We start from the raw sequence: 13,681 nt of genomic DNA, 5'->3' as shown, positions 1-13,681 counted from the left end.
GAGTGAAAAGCTCAGGCAAGCTTGCCCGCTTGCGCCACGGCATCGTGCGGATGCAGGCTTTCCATATGCCGTACGGTAACACGCGCTTGCGTATAACGTGGCTGCAGCGCCGCCTGCACGCGGCGGGCCGCGTCTTCCACATACATCAGGTTAGCACCATTCAAGCGCGCGAACGCCTGCTCGTCGGCCCGTTTCACTGCCGTCTGCAGCGGCGTTGCCAGCGCCGCTTCCACCAGGTCGATGAGGGGAAACAGGTCCAGCTCCGCCTGTTCCATCAATGGCACGGTGACCGTCGCCGTGCTGCGCTGGCTGTGCGGCGTGGCCAGGCTCCCGTATTCCTGCAGCCAGGCGCACGCGGCCGCGCCATCGATGCCGCCCGCGCCGAACCGCGCCGCAAAGGCATCGGCCAGCAGCTGCCGCGCCAGCGCCGCCGAACACGGGCAGGTCGACGAGTAGCCGATCTCCACCGTGAGGGATAGCTCAAAGCCCTGAGGCGCCCAGCTGGCCTGCAGGCGCACCGGATACGATTTCCAGCCCGACAAGCCCGCCGTCAGCAGCGCCGGCTGGCGCCGCAGCACGGGAAACGCCAGCGCCAGGCGCGCCTGCGTACTGCCGCAATCGGCGTGGCTGTCCACCATGCGCCGCAGCACGGCGGCCAGCGCGCCCGCCTCGAGCGGCTGCGCGGCGGCAAACGCATCGAGCAACAAATACAAACGCGACATGTGGATGCCCTTGACTGTCGGATCGGGCAAATCGACGTGCACGTCGGCCCAGGCATGCACTTGCTGGGCCTGCCCGCCCTCTTCCAGCCACAGCGGCAAAGCGATGCCCTGCATGCCGACCCACTCGAGCGGCAAGGGGCTGCCAAGATGGGGGCCTGTCGCCACGTCGGGCAGGGGAGAGGAAATCGAATCGCGCTTCATGGTGATGGCTCCATATGCAAACAAGTTGCATATCATGGAGAAAAACAATTACATTTGCAAGCAACTTGCATTGATGCGGCAAATTAACAGATCAGCTAGCCTTGCGAAACGTCAAATTGATGCGCTGCGCGCCCAGCACAGCGTGTTCGCCCTCCTTCAGCGGCGCCACGCCGTGGAAGCGCAGGCGGTCGGCGCCGCCCCACACCACCACGTCGCCATGCAGCAGGGGGATGCGCGCCGCCTTGTCGGCCCGCTCGGCGCCGCCGAACAGGAAGGTGGCGGGCAAGCCAAGCGAGACGGAGACGATGGGCGCGTTGAAATCGCATTCGTCGCGGTCCTGGTGCAGGGCCATGCGCGCGCCAGGCGCATAGCGGTTGACCAGGCAGGCGTCGGGAACAAAGCCCGGATAGCCGGCCGCCAGCGCCGCCTCTTGCGCGAGGCGCAGGAATACGGGCGGCATCGGCGGCCAAGGGAGACCGCTGGCCGGATCGAGACGCGCGTAGCGGTAGCCGCGTCCATCCGTGACCCAGCCCAGGGGGCCGCAATTGCTCATGGCAACCGACATGCGCAAGCCGCCTGGGGTGGCCATGTGACGCAGGGGAGCCGCCAGCACGATGGCGTCCAGCGCCGGCAGCACTTCGTCCAGGTAAGGCAGCGCAAAACCGCGCAGCAGGATGGACGCGGACAAGCCTGGCACCAGCGGCACGGGGCCGGCCGGGACTTGCTCTTCGTCGGCAAACAGGGACAGGTTCATGCCGTCTATTTTATCCGCGCCACATAAAAAGCGCGCGCGGCTGCCCCATGGTGCGCTACAGTAGCGCTTCCAGCCACTACCGCCCTCCTCCACGATGGATCATTACGCCGATTTGCTGCAAACCCTGGCGCAGCAGGAAGAATCCCTGCAATTCGAACGCTTCGACAACGACGACGCGCTGGCCGTGGGCCTGTGGATCGTCGAAGAAGTGCGCAAGCGGGGCAAGGCCGTCACCGTCAATATCACGCGCAACGGTCAAGTCCTGTTCCACCACGCCATGACGGGCGCCACGGCGGACCAGGCGGACTGGATACGCCGCAAGAACAATACGGTGCAGCGCTTTTGCCGCAGCTCCTACTACATGGGTATTTCATATAAAAGCCGGGGCAGCACCTTCGAAGACGTGAAATATCTCGACGACATCGAGTACGCGGGCCACGGCGGCGCGTTCCCCCTGCTGATACGCGGTGTGGGACTGGTCGGCACGGTGACCGTTTCCGGCCTGGCGCAAGCCGACGACCACGCGCTGGTGGTGGCCGCCCTGCAGGCGCAGCTGGACACGCAGCTGAATAAATAGTCAGGCGGCCAGTGCCTGGCGCAAGGCGGCGCGCGCCAGCAGCCGCGTGGAGTCCAGGGTCGGCAGCGGCGAATTGGCGTCGCTGATGATCAGCGGGATTTCCGTGCAGCCGAGGATGACGGCGTCGCAGCCCTGCTCGCGCAAGCCGCCGATGATGGCCTGGAAGCGCGCCACGCTGTCCTCCTTGACCACGCCCGGCACCAGTTCGTCCATGATGATGCGGTTGATCTGGCTGCGTTCGTCCTCGCCGGGCCGCACGCAAGCAATGCCGCGCGCGGCCAGCTTGTCCGGATACACGGCGCTGTCGACCAGCCAGCGCGTGCCCGTCAAGCCCACCTTCTTGAAACCACGCGCGGCCGCTTCGCTGGCCACCACGTCGGCGATATGCAGCCAGGGCAAGGGCGAACGGGGCGCCATCAGCTCGAATGCCTGGTGGATGGTGTTGTCGGGGCAGATCAGGAATTCGGCGCCAGCCGCGTGCAGCTTGCGTGCCGACGCCAGCATCAGCTCTGCCACGCCGGCCAGATCGCCCCCGTTCAGGCACTCCACGTAGCGCGCCAGCGGCGGCGTATGCATCGATACTTCCGGGTGTTCATACGCCCCCAGCGCATGCGCGCCCTCTTCGCAAATCGTGCGGTAGCACAGGGCCGCCCCTTCGGCCGAACAGCCGACGATGCCGATATGTTTGCTCATGCTCTTCCTCCTCCTTAAATGCGCTGGCCGCCGTCGATGGGAATTTCCGCGCCCGTGATGTACGAGGCGCGCTCGCTGCACAGGAACTCCACTAAATCCGCTACTTCGGCCGTCGTGCCCAGGCGGCGCAACGGGATTTGCGTGTCGACGATGTGCGAGGTGCCCGGCGACAGGATGGCCGTGTCGATCTCGCCCGGTGCGATGGCGTTCACGCGCACGTTCAGCGGTGCCATGTCATTCGCCATTTCGCGCGTCAGCGACGCCAGCGCCGCCTTCGAACTGGCGTAGGCGGAACCGGCAAACGGGTGCACGCGGTAGCCGGCGATCGAGCACAAGTTCACGACGGCGCCATGCGCGTTCGACAATTCCTGCGCAAAGCCGCGCGTGAGCGCCAGCGGCGCGAAGAAATTCGTGTTGTACATTTCCTGCCACGTCTGCATGTCGGTGGTCAGCGAATTGACGCGCGAGCCGCCCGGCCCCTTCGGCGACACGCCCGCATTGTTCACCAGCGCGTGCAGTTTCGAGTCGCCCAGCATGGGACGCAGGGTATCGACCATCTGCCCGATCTGGCTCAGGTCCGACAAATCCATGCACACATGCGTGTTGTGCTCCTGGCTGCGCGGGCAGCCGCCTGGAATCGGGCTGCGCGAAACGGTGATGACCCTCCAGCCCAGGCTGCGGAAGCGCTCGGCCACCGCATGGCCGATGCCGCGGCTGGCGCCCGTGACGATGGCGGTTTTCTGTTCAGTCTTGTGCGTCATGTTTTTCCTCGTCCTTTTCTTTCTGTGTTCCACCGGCGTGCATGCGCTCCTGGCGCATCACATACGCGAGCATCTGCGCTCCGCCGTCGAGGATGTCCTGTTCGATGGCGCGCCGCGCGGCCGCGCCGTCGCGCTGGCGCAGCGCGCTGATGATGGCGTGGTGGTGGCCCACCCGCATGTCGGGCGAAAAGCTGGCATAGCCGGCGGCAATCAGCGGCGCCGTCTGCATCCACAGATGGTCGACGAAGCGTTTCAATGTCGGCATGCCGGCCGCCTGCGCCAGGCCCAAGTGAAACGCCTGGTTGCATTGCAGTGCCGCCGCCAGGTCGTGGCGCGCGATGGCTTCTTCGTTCGCCTGCAGCAGGCGCTCGAGGTCGGCCAGGGTGGCGTCGTCGATGCGCTGCGCCGCTTCAAACGCGCCCAAGCCTTCCAGTTCCAGGCGCAGCGCGCGGATTTCCAGGTAGCGCGCCACGCTCAGCACGGGCACGCGGAAGTCGCGCGGCGAGCGCAGCACCAGTGCCTCTTCCTGCACCAGCTGCAGCATGGCGTCGCGCACGGGCGTCACGCTCGTGCCCAGCTGCAGCGCCAGCTCGCGGATGCGCAGCCGGTCATTCGGCTGGAAGCGCCCGGCCGCCAGCGCCTCGCGCAGCATCGCATACACGGACTTGCCCAGATTGACGTGCACCAGGCTGTCCAGGGGATGGTTCATAGGTATTTTCACGCTCAGTAAAATATGATGCATCATACATCAAGGGATAAAACAGTGTTTTTCCATGCGTGCGTCGCAGACAGGACGCAGCGCAAGCACGTACAATCAGCCGCCACCGTATCGAAAGGAGCACACTTGAACTGGGATTATCCGCACGCCCACACCCTGCCCGTCACGCCGGAACCGGGCGACATCGACGGCTTGCAGCACACCAACAACGCCGTCTACGTGCGCTGGTGCGAGCATATCGCCTGGCACCATTCGGCCACCCTGGGGCTGGACCTGGACGATTACCGGCGCCTGGACCGAGCCATGGCGATACGCCGCGGCGAATACGATTACCTGCTGCCGACGCGGGCTGGCGAAGCGCTGACCCTGGCCACCTGGCTGTGCGCCAGCGACGGTCGCTCCAGCATGGAGCGGCGCTTCCAGCTGGTCCGCGACAGCGACGGCGCCACCGTCGTGCGCGGACGCTGGGACTTGATCTGCATCGAATTGAGCAGCGGCCGCGCGCGCCGCCTGCCGCCCGAGTTTTTGGCCGTGTACGAGCCGGCCATCGTCGCGGCCGGTGCGCAGGACGCAGGCGTTTAGGCTGCCGTTTTGCGCACCGTTCGGCGAAGATGCGGGGCTTTTCTTGCGCCTCCGCAGTGCAACATGCATTTCGCTCCTGCTTTGCCCGTCCATGCTTTAGAATCAGCGACCTCAGCCCCGTAAAAAACAGGATAAAACATATGACGGCAGTCGGGATTACCGAACCACAAGAGCTCAAACGCGGCCTGAAAAGCCGCCACATCCAGCTCATCGCCCTGGGCGGCGCCATCGGCACCGGCCTGTTTCTAGGCATCGCGCAAACCATCAAGATGGCCGGCCCTTCGGTGCTGCTGGGCTACGGCATCGCCGGCGTCATCGCATTTTTGATCATGCGCCAGCTGGGCGAGATGGTGGTCGACGAACCCGTCGCCGGTTCGTTCAGCTATTTCGCCGACAAATACTGCGGCCACCTGCCCGGCTTTTTGTCGGGCTGGAATTACTGGGTACTGTATGTGCTCGTCAGCATGGCCGAACTGACGGCCGTCGGCATCTACGTGCAATACTGGTGGCCGGGCGTGCCCACCTGGGTCTCGGCCCTGGTCTTCTTTTGCGCCATCAACGCCATCAGCCTGCTCAATGTGAAGGCGTTTGGCGAGATGGAATTCTGGTTCGCCATCATCAAGGTGGTCGCCATCATCGGCATGATCGTCTTCGGCGCGTACCTGCTGGCCTCCGGCGACGCGGGCCCGCAAGCGTCGGTGGCCAACCTGTGGCAGCACGGCGGCTTCTTCCCGAATGGCTGGCAGGGCCTGGTGATGGCCATGGCCGTCATCATGTTCTCGTTCGGCGGCCTGGAACTGGTCGGCATCACGGCGGCCGAGGCGGATGACCCGAGCACGACGATCCCGCGCGCCACCAACCAGGCCATCTACCGCATCCTGATTTTCTATATCGGCGCGCTGGGCATTTTGCTGTCGCTGTACCCATGGCAAAACGTCGTCACCGGCGGCAGCCCGTTTGTGCTGATCTTCCATGCGCTCGACAGCAACCTGGTGGCCACGGCCCTGAACGTGGTGGTGCTGACGGCCGCCCTGTCCGTGTACAACAGCGGCGTGTACTGCAACACGCGCATGCTGTTCGGTCTGGCCAAGCAAGGCAATGCGCCGCGTGCGCTGCTGCGCCTGAACCGCCGCGGCGTGCCGCTGGCGGCGCTGGGCGTGTCGGCCCTGGCCACGGGCGCCTGCGTGGTGGTCAATTACTTCATGCCGGGCGAAGCGTTCGAAGTGCTGATGGGCCTGGTGGTCTCGGCGCTCATCATCAACTGGGCCATGATCAGCTGGATTCATTTGCGCTTCCGCGCGCAGAAGAAGGCCGAGGGCAAGACGACCCTGTTCCAGAGCCTGGGCTACCCGTTCACCAACTACCTGTGCCTGGTCTTCCTGGCTGGCATCCTGGTGATCATGTACCTGACGCCGGGCCTGCGCATCTCCGTCTACCTGATTCCCGTGTGGCTCGCCGCGCTGGGCATCGGCTACTGGATCAAGCAAAACAAGGCCAAGGCATAGGCTTGCGCTGTATTAATCAATCAGCAAACAAAAAGCCCGTCTTCGCAGACGGGCTTTTTGCATTGGGCGCTGTCGTATCTAAGCGGCGGCGGCCCCGCCCTCGTCCGGCAGCACATCGGCTTGCCACAGACTGATGGTCTTGCCCGCATATGATTGCAGCAGCACGTCGTCGCTCAAGGTCAGCAGCGCCTGCTTGCGCTGCTCCATACGCTCTTCGGACGTCATATCCTTTTCTCCCGTCTTATACGGCCCCAGCACCGGCAGCAAGTCGCGCAGCACGGAATAATTGCCCGGCGTGGTCTTGTCCGATTCCAGCTTGCCCAGGAAATACTTCATGACATGCTCGGACTGGCTGCCTTCCTGCCGCAAGCTCGCCTTCACCATCTTGCCATCCTTGTAAGCCACTTGCGCATCGCTGCTGGCCGTATCCTCGATCTGGTGATAGGTATAGTTCTGCGATTCCGTATTGTCCATCAGGCGCAGCGGCACGCCGGGGACGAGCGTCTGATGGAAGCTGGCGCTCAGCTTCGATTGCTGCTGTTGCCTGACCGACCGCGCGTCCTGGCTGGCGCCAGTCTGCGATGTCTTCTGCGACACTTCATAATTGAAGCCATCCTTTTCCGCACTGCGCATGGGATTGCTGAATTTCACGGCTTGCGACACGGAAGCGCTGAAATCGGCCAGCCCCGTCAGGATGGACTTGTCTTCGGCCGCCAGACGCCACTTGCCCGTCTCGGGAGCATCCGTGGCCGCTTGCGGCGCGGCGGCGTTGCTGTGCAAGGCCGTGAAGCTATCCTTGAGCATGGCCACCAGGCCCGCGTCGCCATGGCCGCGCGACGCCGCCTGGTCGAATTGCTGCATATAGCTGCCCAGCGCCTTGGCTTGCCGCTCCTTGCTGCCCAAGGTGTTGAGTTGGCTGGCGTCGACCTTCAGGTCCAGGCTGCCGGCCACGCCGCTGAAGCTGACCTTGCGCTGCGCGCCATCGGCCTGGAAATCCAGGGTTTGAATACTTTCCGGCTCGCCGCGCACCTTGACTTCCGCATGCAGCTTCACCGACTCGAGCACTTGCTGGTCGAACTGCATCAAGCCTTCCAGCTTGATTTTCGGCGTACTCTGCCCCATGCCGTCGATGGCTTCCTGGAAACCCTTCGCCAGATCGCCCAGCGCGCTGGCCTCTGCGTCGCTGAGGTCGCCGCTGGTCGTCATGTTCACGGCCAGGCCGTCGCCCTGACTGTCGAGTGACAGCTTGACTTCCACGCCGCTCTTGGTCGTGATGCTCAGGGACACCCTGTCTTCGCCATTGCCATGCAGGCTGCCGGGAGCGATGCCGGATGCGCCATAGATATTCGGCGTGGTGCTGGGCGGCGGCTGCCGCATCGCCTGCGAGAAATTGTAGTTACCGAGCTTGGCCTGTCCCAGCATGGCCGCGCCCAGGCCGCTGAAGCGGCCGCCAAACGCATACGCAGAAAAACTCTTTGTCATCGCTTCGCTGACCTTGTCGCGCGTCGCGCTTTCCCAAACCATCGGCGGTTTCTCGAACGCTGCCGGGATACTTCCGTTCACGCTCTCCGGGCTGAGAGCAACGATGGAAGACGAGGTGGATGCGGGCGATGATGACGCCGTCTCCGCTCGGTTAGACGGAGTGGCCGAGGCCCGCGACGGGGCGCTATTCCAGCTTGAAAGTGGAGAAATGGAGGTCATGGCGCTGTAACCTTGCAAGTGGCGAGAAGGGGTATCATAAAAGTTCGATATGGTTATTTTTTTGCAATCACCTGGCGCCAGGCAAGCCTTGCGTCACGTTATCTGGCGTGGTGGCAAGTACTGCATGGCAATACTGCATTAACGGCAAGAAACAGCAAAGCATGAGTGTCGGGGAAATGAAACATTTTCATACAGATAGCCCAGCCTCCCCGCAACAAGTTGATTCACTGCCGGGAATGTCTCAAAATGTACCGTATGGAACACAAGATTCTGCGCGCGCCGCTGGCCAGCTTTACCGACTTGTTGCTCGACGCCGTGTGCATGGTCGACGTGGACGGGTGCTTCGTGTTCGTCAGCGCCGCGTGCGAACGCATCTTCGGTTACACGCAGCAGGAAATGATCGGCAAGCTCATGATCGATCTCGTCGCTCCCGCCGACCGCGCCCGCACCCTGGCCGCCGCGCGCGCCATCATGGATGGCCATGCGCAGACGCATTTTGAAAACCGCTACCTGCGCAAGGATGGCAGCCTGGCGCACATCATGTGGACAGCCCGCTGGTCTGCCGCCGACCAACTGCGCGTGGCGGTGGCGCGCGACATTACCCTGCTGAAACAGGCGCAGGCAAAGCAGGCCGCGCTGTACGCCATTTCCGAAGCCATGCAGGCGACACAAGACTTGCCCGCCCTGCTGCACCGCATCCAGCACATCGTCGGCGAACACTTGCCTGCACGCAGCCTAACCTTGCTGCTGCATGACGAACACGGCGCCCAGCCTCCGATGACCTGCCATGCCGACGACAGCGCGCCGCAGCCGACGTCATCGCTGGCCAGCCTGCTGTGCGACGAAGTCCTGCGCAGCGGCCGGCCTCTGCTGCTGCAGGCGGGACAACTGGCCGGCCTGCCGCCTGCGCTGCAAATGGCGGCCGATGCCCTGTCCTCGTGCTGGCTTGCCGTGCCGCTGTATTCCTCTCTGGGCAGCATCGGCGTGCTGGCCTTGCAAGGCGGCCAGGACGCCGTCATCGGCACGGAACAAGACAAGGATTTGCTGCAATTTGTCGCCAAGCAACTTGCCACCGCCATCGAGCGCCGGCAGTTGCAGACGCAAATGCAGTTCATGGCCATGCACGACGAGCTGACCCGCCTGCCAAACCGCCGCCTGTTCCACGACCGCCTGCACACGGCCTTCGCCCGCGCGCACCGCCAGGAAGGTCGGCTGTCGCTGCTGTTCTTGGACCTCGACAACTTCAAGCGGGTCAACGACGACCATGGCCATGCCTGTGGCGACCTGCTGCTGCAAACGGTGGCGAGCCGCCTGCGCGATTGCATGCGCGAAACCGACACCCTGGCCAGGATGGGCGGCGATGAATTTGTCGTGCTTCTGGAAAGCAACGTCACACCGGTGGACGTCAACCTGATCGAGCAAAAGATCCACGCGGCCCTGGCCGCGCCGCTGCACCTGGGCAACGGACAGCAATTGCAGATCGCCATCAGCATCGGCGTGGCCCACTATCCGGAAGACGGCGATACCATGCAACTGCTGCTGCGCCATGCGGACCGGGCCATGTACGCATCGAAGCTGCTGGCCGCCGCCTCGCGCTAAGGGGGCGCCGGCTCCTGACGGCAGTGCCCCATGCTATACTTTCCCGCGATGCTGAGACTCTTCAAAACATGGCTGATCCTGCTGTTGATCACGGCGGTGCCGCTGCAAGCGGCCGCTGCGGGCGCCATGCGGACGTGCGCTGCGCCAATTGCAGCCGAAATGATGGCGGCCTGCCAGCATCACGATGCGCAGCCGGACAGCGCCAGCACGCCGGAAAACAGCAAGTCCCCTGCCAAGCACCCCGCGTGCGGCGCCTGTTCCAGCTTTTGCCTGGGCGAGCTGATATCACCCTGTCCCACCCTGCCTGCCGCCATCCTCGACGGTGTGAAACACGCCGGCGTAGCCAATGCCGCCTTGCTGACGGGATTCATTCCCGACGGCCCGCACCGGCCGCCGCGGCCGCTTTCCGCATAAATTCCAAGTACGTTCCAAGCACGTTCCAAGCAAGCCACCCAAGTGGCCACGATAGACCTACTTCGTCTGAAAGCAACACATGATCAACCATTTATTAGTGCGCGGCGCCTTCGCCGCCATGCTGGGCCTGCCCACGTTCGCCTTGGCGGCCCTGCCCGTCATTGAAGTCTACAAGAGCGCCTCGTGCGGCTGCTGTTCCGCATGGATCAAGCACCTGGAAGCGAACGGTTTTACGGTGCGCGCGAAAAATGTCGAGATGCCGGCGCAATACCGCAAGCTGGCGGGCATTCCCGACGCGCTCGGTTCCTGCCACACGGGCCTCGTCAACGGCTACGCCATCGAAGGCCATGTACCGGCCAGCGAGATCAAGCAACTGTTGCGCGAGAAACCCAAGGCGAAAGGCCTGGCCGTACCGGCAATGCCGATGGGCTCTCCAGGCATGGAAGGACCGCGCAAGGATGCGTATGACGTCTTGCTGGTCAAGAGCAATGGCAGCACCAAGGTCTACAAACACTACAAATGAACACTGAAGAGAAATGAAAAACGCCGCCGGAATCGCTTCCGGCGGCGTTTTTTTATCAGGCAGCAGTAAAGGACCTACCGCCTGTCAGGGCTGTATCAGATGCTGTCCAGCACGGCGTTCAGGCTGGCGCTAGGACGCATGACCGCTTCCGTCTTCGCCGGATCTGGCAGATAGTAGCCGCCGATATCCGTTTCCTTGCCTTGTACCGCTTTCAGCTCGGCAACGATCTTTTCTTCGTTGTCGGCCAGGGCTTTGGCCACTGGCGCAAAATGCGCTGCCAGTTCCGCGTCGTCCTTCTGCGCCGCCAGAGCTTGCGCCCAGTACATGGCCAGGTAGAAGTGGCTGCCGCGGTTGTCCAGTTCGCCGGTACGTGGCGATGGCGATTTGTTGTTGTCCAGCAGCTTGCCGGTGGCTTCATCGAGGGTTTTCGCGAGGATTTTGGCCTTCGCATTGCCCGTCTTGATGCCCATGTCTTCCAGCGACACGGCCAGGGCCAGGAACTCGCCCAGCGAATCCCAGCGCAGATGGTTTTCTTCCACCAGTTGCTTGACGTGTTTCGGTGCCGAACCGCCGGCGCCCGTTTCGTACATGCCGCCACCGGCCATCAAAGGCACGATCGACAGCATCTTGGCGGACGTGCCCAGTTCCAGGATCGGGAACAGGTCGGTCAGGTAATCACGCAGGATGTTGCCGGTCACCGAGATGGTGTCCAGGCCGCGGAAGGCGCGTTCCAAGGTGTAGCGCATGGCGCGCGTTTGCGACATGATCTGGATGTCTAGGCCCTTGGTGTCGTGATCCTTCAGGTAAACCTGTACCTTCTTGATGACTTCGTTTTCGTGCGGACGGTAGGAATCGAGCCAGAACACGGCAGGCATGCCCGAGTTGCGCGCGCGCGTGACGGCCAGCTTGACCCAGTCGCGGATCGGTGCGTCCTTGACCTGGCACATGCGCCAGATATCGCCCTCTTCCACCGTTTGCGTCAGCAGCACTTCGCCCGTTTCCAGGTCGGTGATGTTGGCGGTGCCGCCTTCCGGCACTTCAAACGTCTTGTCATGCGAACCGTATTCTTCCGCTTGCTGCGCCATCAGGCCCACGTTCGGCACGGTGCCCATGGTCTTCGGATCGAAGTTGCCATGCCATTTGCAGAAACCAATCATTTCCTGGTAGATGCGCGCGAAAGTCGATTCCGGCATGACTGCCTTGACGTCTTTCGGACGGCCATCGGCGCCCCACATCTTGCCGCCGATACGGATCATGGCTGGCATCGACGCGTCGACGATGATGTCGTTCGGCGAATGGAAATTGGTGATGCCCTTGGCCGAATCGACCATGGCCAGTTCCGGACGGTGCGCGTGGCAGGCGTGCAGGTCCTTGAGGATTTCATCCTTTTGCGACGCTGGCAGGGTGTCGATCTTGTCGTACAGGTTGCTCATGCCATTGTTGACATTCACGCCCAGTTTGTCGAACAGCTCGGCGTGCTTGGCGAACGCGTCCTTGTAGAAAATGCGCACGCAGTGACCGAAAACGATCGGGTGCGACACCTTCATCATGGTGGCCTTGACGTGCAGCGAGAACATCACGCCCGTCTTGAAGGCGTCGTCGATTTCTTTCTCGTAGAACTCCAGCAGCGCTTTCTTGCTCATGAACATGCTGTCGATGATTTCGCCCGCTTGCAGGGAAACCTTCGGTTTCAGCACGATGGTCTTGCCCGAGGCCGTGACCAGTTCCATCTTGACGTCGCGGGCCTTTTCCAGGGTCAGCGACTTTTCGCCATGGTAGAAGTCGCCATGGTGCATGTGCGAGACGTGGGTTTGCGACGACTGGCTCCACTCACCCATCGAGTGCGGGTGCTTGCGCGCATACTCTTTGACGGCCTTCGGTGCGCGGCGGTCGGAATTACCTTCACGCAGGACCGGATTGACGGAGCTGCCGATGCACTTGCCGTAACGGGCCTTCAAGGCTTTTTCTTCGTCCGTCTTCGCGTCTTCCGGGTAGTCCGGCAGCTTGTAGCCGCGGCCTTGCAGTTCGCGCACGCAAGCGATCAGCTGACCTTGGGAAGCGCTGATGTTTGGCAGCTTGATGATGTTGGTGTCCGGATTCTGGGTCAATTTGCCCAGTTCAGCCAGGGTATTCGGGACTTTTTGCGCGTCCGTCAGGAATTCTGGAAATTCAGCCAGTACACGTGCCGCCACCGAAATATCGCTGGACACCACGTCCACGCCAGCCGGCGCAGTGAATTTTTTGATAATTGGCAGCAGGGAATACGTCGCGAGCAGCGGCGCCTCGTCAGTCAGCGTGTAGATGATTTTGGATTTTTGTGTTGCCATGTTCATTCCCTTGTATGCGGTGATGCCTGGTGGTTAACTTTCTTCATTCCAAACACAGGACGTTTAGCCTTGCTTTGGACGGCTAGTGTGCCGGCGGTGACGCCGTGCTTGCCCACCACGTATTTTAGACTGTCCTGCCGCTGTTTGTGTATCCGATGGCGTCGAATCTTATATAAGACAGCAAATATCTGAAGCAGACGGGAGAATATGGCGGTTTTCCGCATGGAAATAGATGCAGCAGGTCCGCAAGCCATGTATGCACCAATAGAAACAAATATGTAAACAGAAATATATTTGAGCAAATCGTCTCGCGCTTACTCGTTTTTGACGATGCCGCGCACGTTCGTCAAGGCCAGGCAGACGTTCAGCGCGATCAAGGCCCAAGCCCCGTCATGCCAGCCCCAGCAGACCCACAGCACATTGCTGAACAGGAAAACCCAGAAGCCGGCCAGGCGCCGCGCGGCCGCGCGTGAACCCACCAGCCAGGCCGCCAGCAGCGAAGCGGCCATGGCGGGCCATTGCAACAATTCGATGATATCGGACATGGCGCCTCCCGTTTGCGAGGAGCGTAGCAACATTTCCGCGATATCAGCGCACGCTTGGC

Annotated in this window: 15 protein-coding genes; 7 read left to right on the top strand and 8 right to left on the bottom strand. The window is 62.5% G+C overall.

Features of this window, described 5'->3' with window-relative positions:
* Nucleotides 1-11: 11 nt before the first annotated feature.
* Nucleotides 12-923 carry a GTP cyclohydrolase FolE2 gene (gene folE2, locus GYK42_RS09220; protein WP_205711339.1) on the bottom strand — a complete coding sequence of 304 codons (912 nt, stop codon included), beginning with the start codon at nt 921-923 and terminating at the stop codon, nt 12-14.
* A gap of 91 nt (nt 924-1,014) precedes the next feature.
* Nucleotides 1,015-1,677: a DNA oxidative demethylase AlkB gene (gene alkB, locus GYK42_RS09215; RefSeq protein ID WP_166447254.1), complete on the bottom strand. Its 663-nt coding sequence runs from the start codon at nt 1,675-1,677 to the stop codon at nt 1,015-1,017.
* A 94-nt stretch (nt 1,678-1,771) separates the two neighbouring features.
* Here alkB and GYK42_RS09210 point away from each other — a divergent pair, with 94 nt between their 5' ends.
* The gene (locus GYK42_RS09210) at nt 1,772-2,254 is read left to right on the top strand and encodes a heme-degrading domain-containing protein (RefSeq protein WP_166447253.1); all 483 of its coding nucleotides are present in this window, start codon (nt 1,772-1,774) and stop codon (nt 2,252-2,254) included.
* Here GYK42_RS09210 and GYK42_RS09205 read toward each other — a convergent pair whose 3' ends face one another.
* Genes GYK42_RS09205 through GYK42_RS09195 form a run of 3 tightly spaced genes read right to left on the bottom strand, consistent with a single transcriptional unit; the run spans nt 2,255 to nt 4,417 of the window.
* Entirely contained in the window at nt 2,255-2,947 is a 693-nt protein-coding gene (locus tag GYK42_RS09205) for an aspartate/glutamate racemase family protein (protein ID WP_166447252.1), read from the bottom strand.
* A 14-nt stretch (nt 2,948-2,961) separates the two neighbouring features.
* Nucleotides 2,962-3,708, bottom strand: coding sequence for an SDR family NAD(P)-dependent oxidoreductase (locus tag GYK42_RS09200; RefSeq protein ID WP_166447251.1), 747 nt, complete (start codon nt 3,706-3,708; stop codon nt 2,962-2,964).
* Nucleotides 3,692-4,417 carry a GntR family transcriptional regulator gene (locus tag GYK42_RS09195; RefSeq protein ID WP_166447250.1) on the bottom strand — a complete coding sequence of 242 codons (726 nt, stop codon included), beginning with the start codon at nt 4,415-4,417 and terminating at the stop codon, nt 3,692-3,694. Before GYK42_RS09195 ends, GYK42_RS09200 begins: the two co-directional genes overlap by 17 nt.
* Nucleotides 4,418-4,552: 135 nt before the next feature.
* On the opposite strand from GYK42_RS09195, the gene GYK42_RS09190 reads away from it, so the two are divergent.
* Nucleotides 4,553-5,008, top strand: coding sequence for an acyl-CoA thioesterase (locus GYK42_RS09190; protein ID WP_205711337.1), 456 nt, complete (start codon nt 4,553-4,555; stop codon nt 5,006-5,008).
* A gap of 140 nt (nt 5,009-5,148) precedes the next feature.
* A complete protein-coding gene (locus GYK42_RS09185; RefSeq protein ID WP_058050989.1) occupies nt 5,149-6,513 on the top strand; it encodes an amino acid permease in 1,365 nt (454 codons plus the stop codon).
* Nucleotides 6,514-6,591: 78 nt separating this feature from the next.
* On the opposite strand, the gene GYK42_RS09180 is transcribed toward GYK42_RS09185, so the two are convergent.
* Complete coding sequence (locus GYK42_RS09180) at nt 6,592-8,076, bottom strand: hypothetical protein (RefSeq protein WP_166447249.1); 1,485 nt, start codon at nt 8,074-8,076, stop codon at nt 6,592-6,594.
* Between the two features lie 22 nt (nt 8,077-8,098).
* On the opposite strand from GYK42_RS09180, the gene GYK42_RS29550 reads away from it, so the two are divergent.
* From GYK42_RS29550 to GYK42_RS09165, 4 genes are all read left to right on the top strand, one after another.
* Entirely contained in the window at nt 8,099-8,224 is a 126-nt protein-coding gene (locus GYK42_RS29550) for a hypothetical protein (protein WP_277346581.1), read from the top strand.
* Nucleotides 8,225-8,469: 245 nt separating this feature from the next.
* Nucleotides 8,470-9,813: a sensor domain-containing protein gene (locus GYK42_RS09175; RefSeq protein WP_166447248.1), complete on the top strand. Its 1,344-nt coding sequence runs from the start codon at nt 8,470-8,472 to the stop codon at nt 9,811-9,813.
* A gap of 48 nt (nt 9,814-9,861) precedes the next feature.
* A complete protein-coding gene (locus GYK42_RS09170) occupies nt 9,862-10,227 on the top strand; it encodes a hypothetical protein (protein WP_166447247.1) in 366 nt (121 codons plus the stop codon).
* A 79-nt stretch (nt 10,228-10,306) separates the two neighbouring features.
* Nucleotides 10,307-10,750 (top strand): DUF411 domain-containing protein, encoded by a 444-nt coding sequence (locus GYK42_RS09165; RefSeq protein ID WP_166447246.1) that lies wholly within the window; start codon nt 10,307-10,309, stop codon nt 10,748-10,750.
* A gap of 95 nt (nt 10,751-10,845) precedes the next feature.
* Here GYK42_RS09165 and GYK42_RS09160 read toward each other — a convergent pair whose 3' ends face one another.
* Nucleotides 10,846-13,077 (bottom strand): NADP-dependent isocitrate dehydrogenase, encoded by a 2,232-nt coding sequence (locus GYK42_RS09160; protein ID WP_100429389.1) that lies wholly within the window; start codon nt 13,075-13,077, stop codon nt 10,846-10,848.
* A 314-nt stretch (nt 13,078-13,391) separates the two neighbouring features.
* Nucleotides 13,392-13,622 carry a hypothetical protein gene (locus GYK42_RS09155; protein WP_100427466.1) on the bottom strand — a complete coding sequence of 77 codons (231 nt, stop codon included), beginning with the start codon at nt 13,620-13,622 and terminating at the stop codon, nt 13,392-13,394.
* Nucleotides 13,623-13,681 lie beyond the last annotated feature (59 nt).

Source organism: Janthinobacterium lividum, assembly GCF_011601275.1.
Taxonomy (GTDB): domain Bacteria; phylum Pseudomonadota; class Gammaproteobacteria; order Burkholderiales; family Burkholderiaceae_D; genus Janthinobacterium; species Janthinobacterium lividum_E.
The sequence above is the reverse complement of the archived record's forward strand: the minus strand, read 5'-3'. Positions and strand labels throughout refer to the sequence as shown.